The sequence below is a fragment of the Oscillibacter sp. CU971 genome (assembly GCF_905219725.1).
GTDB lineage: Bacteria > Bacillota > Clostridia > Oscillospirales > Oscillospiraceae > Oscillibacter.
Genome location: NZ_CAJMXG010000308.1, coordinates 1 through 2,942, shown reverse-complemented (window position 1 = coordinate 2,942; position 2,942 = coordinate 1). Strand labels below are relative to the sequence as shown.

At 48.4% G+C, this 2,942-nt stretch carries 3 protein-coding genes and 1 pseudogene; all 4 read right to left on the bottom strand.

From position 1 onward, the window contains the following. Positions 1-236: pseudogene (locus JX325_RS14600) on the bottom strand (TIGR02391 family protein); the annotation flags it as partial. 368 nt (positions 237-604) lie between these two features. Beyond that, entirely contained in the window at positions 605-967 is a 363-nt protein-coding gene (locus JX325_RS14595; RefSeq protein ID WP_204791807.1) for a helix-turn-helix domain-containing protein, read from the bottom strand. Positions 968-1,060: 93 nt separating this feature from the next. Continuing rightward, on the bottom strand, positions 1,061-2,416 hold the full coding sequence (locus JX325_RS14590; RefSeq protein ID WP_204791806.1) for a sensor histidine kinase KdpD: 1,356 nt from the start codon (positions 2,414-2,416) through the stop codon (positions 1,061-1,063). Positions 2,417-2,419: 3 nt separating this feature from the next. Beyond that, positions 2,420-2,942, bottom strand: a 523-nt coding sequence (locus JX325_RS14585) for a response regulator transcription factor (protein ID WP_204791805.1), incomplete at its 5' end; no start/stop codon positions are given.

The window sequence follows — 2,942 nt, the reverse complement described above, 5'->3', positions numbered from 1 at the left end:
GGATTATATTGTTTGAACAGAGTTCGCATCTGAGTTTCTATTTCTTTGACGGCAATTTCAACAGCAGATGCAAAGTGACCATCGCAAAACAAATCTTTTGACACCTTGGATATATTAGGGCGAATGTCTTGCCATATCCGTTGATTTATTGTTTCAATACGAATATGCTTGATAATATTATAAAGCTGGCCAAATACCGCAATATTTAACCCATATGCTTCATATGCAAAGGGCAATAGGTTAGGCCTTGTTTGAAAAATGGCAAAACGCCGTCTTTGGGCACCTTTTTCCGCCAGGACTGCGTTGGTTTGACTTGGAATCCGTCAGGATTCCAAGTCAAATCGCCTTGCCTGGAAAAAATCTGCCCAATCCGGTATTCCGCCAATTTTCAAACAAGGCCTAAACAGCTTGCCTTTGATAGAAGGTAACTCTTGACTATAAAATAGATACTCATGCTGAACGCCATTTGAAATTACTTCCAGGTTTCTTCTGACCTGGTTGCGCTCATTTGGGTTTAAAATTATCTGCACATTCCTGCATAATTGTCTATATTTGTCATTTATCCAATCCCAAATATGCGCAAGTTCTTTTGCATAAGCTGGTATCATTTTTTTGTGTCCTCCAGCATTTTTGTCAACGCTCCTTTCAGTCTGCCACTCATGGGAGATGCTGGATCAAAGCACGTATCCACAAATTGTTTCAATTCAGGGTTGCTCAGTTCCACATGGGGGCAATGTTCATACAACTTGCCTTGCGGCTGGTCACACCGTCCAAAGATATAATCTAACGATATGTCAAAGTAATCAGCATAAATCAAGAAACATTCTACCGTTGGTCTAACAATGCTGCGTTCATACCGGTCAATACTGGTTGCACTGGCCCCAAGCAACTCGGCCATATTTAAGCGGGTCAGATTCATGCCTTGCCGAAGTTCTTTCAGACGTGGGCCAATTAATTCCGCTTTCATCTGCACACCTCTTTTTGCTGCCTTCTATGTTATCATATAGTGATAATATAGTCAACGCAAATATCGAGGACACGTTTTAGATTTTGTCATATCTCAAGCGAAAATCAACACCGCTTTAAATCCCCCACAAGTGCCGTTTGCCATTCTCAACGTGCCTCCATGCGCCTCCACAATCTGCCGTACCAGCAAAAGCCCCAGCCCATGCCGCAAATCAAGCCGTTCGTCGGTGCTTTCCATGTAATGCGGTTTTTCTTCCAGCTCCCGCAATTTTTCTGCGGACAACCCCACGCCATTGTCCGCAACTGTGATAGAAACATTTTCCGATATACAATCAAGCGACAGGGAAATATTGCACCCCTGCGGGTTGTGGTTGATGCTGTTCTGCACCAAGTTGCCGATAGCCCGTGAAATCAACCGGGCGTCGCAGTCTATAACTGCGGTTTCCGCTTCGGGAGATATTTCAACCTCAATAGAATGCTTCTCACTGATACCCGCATTAAGCAAATCCGCCGCGTAGGAGCGCAGCAACTTAGATAGGCGCACCGGCTCTTTATGGAGCGGCTGCATTTCATATTCCAACTGCGATACCAAATTCAAGTCCTGTACCAAGTCTTTGATCTTCGCGCTCTGCGCCCGGATGATTTCTGCCTCCTGCTGAATATTCCCACTGGCCCCGTGATCTCCGGCAATCCGCTGGGCATACCCCATAATCATAGAAAGCGGCGTGCGGATGTCATGGGAAACACCGCTGATCCAGTTGGCGCGGGCCTGGTTTTGCCTGCTCAACACCTGGGACGCCTGATTGACGCTGTCCGCAATTTCCGACAGCTCGCCTTGAACAGACAAATCAACAGGTTTTCCTGTGGACAGTGTTTTGATAGAAGCCATAATCGGCTCCGTATTTTTGGAGATTTTTCTTTTAGAGAGATAGTAGACCAAAAACAGAAGCACTATGTCTATTGCCAAAATGCCGGTTATAAAGAGCGGGAAAACCCTAATCGCCCGTATTGGGAAATAGTTTCCCGTCAGCTTCATAAAGCTGTCCTTTGGGTAGCCCAGCACCAGCAGGCCATTGTCCATGTTCCGCACAAAAACAGGATAGTCTTGCAGATAGCCTTTCGAGAACACAGCCACATCCTGAATGGTGTACTGTGTCGGTATTTCCTCCGGCAAAGATGCCTCCCAAATACAGTGCCCGCTTGCGTCCAACAGCATAGCCCAAATTTGATTGCGGGTTAATTCCTGCGACCTTTCTTCCGATATGCCGGATGCCGACAGATCAGCGGCTACGGCCTCCAACATATTTGCCGGAGATGCCGAACCGTATTCTCTGAACACGATACCTCCGAACGTCAAAGCAAACGCCAGAATGTTGACAAGCAGGAGAACCAGCGCAAAGGCAAAAAAGGAAAGCAGATACTTCGAGATATATTTTCCAAATGCTTTCATTGGTTATTTCCTCGCCAGCAGCTTATAGCCCAGCCCCTTGACCGTCAGCAGGGAAACCGGCTTTGACGGGTCCGCCTCGATCTTCTCCCGGACCCGCCGCACATGGGCGTTCAGGCTGTTTTCATAGCCAAAGGGATTGTCGCCCCATAGGGCCTCGCAGAGCGTGTCCACGGTCACGATCCGGCCCTCATTCCTTGCAAGGGTTTCCAGCAGCCTATGCTCCATCGCTGTCAAGGGAAGTAACTCACCGCCCTTATCCACTTCGGCCCGGCTGAAATCCACCGTACAGTGATCCAGCTTCAAAACGGCCGCGTCCTTTTTGTAGCACCGGCGCAGAACGGCGTAGACCCGCAGTAGAAATTCCTGGGGCAGAAAGGGTTTTGCGATATAATCGTCCGCTCCAAGACCCAGCCCCGCCAGCTTGTCCGCCGCCTCGTCACGGGCCGTCAGAAAAATCACGGGAATATCCGTCCATGCGCGTATCTGCTCCATCAGGGAAAAGCCGTCGCCGTCCGGGAGCATTACA